Below are 483 nucleotides of genomic sequence, written 5' to 3' on the forward strand. Positions count from 1 at the left end.
CCCCACGATGCAGAACTGGCAGACGGTGTCGAAGCGCTGCGCGTTTGGCGGTGGAAGGGGAACCCGGTCCATGGCGCGGCTGGCTTCCAGGAGGCCGTCAGAGGATGTTGGTGTGCCGTCCGTAGATCAGGCCATTGAGGCCCACGGCTTGGACCATGCCGGAGCGCACTTGCAGAACGATCTGGGGCAGGGACTGGCTCGCCTGGCCGATCACGATCTGGCCCGCCTTGGCGGGATCGAAGCTGCTCCAGTGGCAGGGACAGATGAGCAGCTTCCGCTCCGGCCGGTAACCCACGGGGCAGCCTTTGTGCGTGCACAGGCTGGAGAAGGCGACGATGGAACTGCCGGGGCCGACTCCGCCCGGAGCTGCCTCGTGCAAGCGCACCAGGATCGCCGGCGAGCGCTCATCCGGATAGGTGAAGGCGAGCGGCGTGTTTACCCGGATGGCGTCGAGGGGCGCCACGTCGATCACCGGGTACGCGC

The 483-nt window shown here is 67.5% G+C and carries 1 protein-coding gene; it reads right to left on the reverse strand.

The genetic code is table 11. The features are described 5' to 3' along the window. Positions 1–97 precede the first annotated feature (97 nt). Positions 98–483, reverse strand: a 386-nt coding sequence (locus ACTFO6_RS17635) for an arsenate reductase (azurin) small subunit (RefSeq protein WP_439935726.1), incomplete at its 5' end; no start/stop codon positions are given.

This window comes from Pelomicrobium sp. G1, assembly GCF_051905455.1.
Classification (GTDB): Bacteria; Pseudomonadota; Gammaproteobacteria; order Burkholderiales; family UBA6910; genus Pelomicrobium.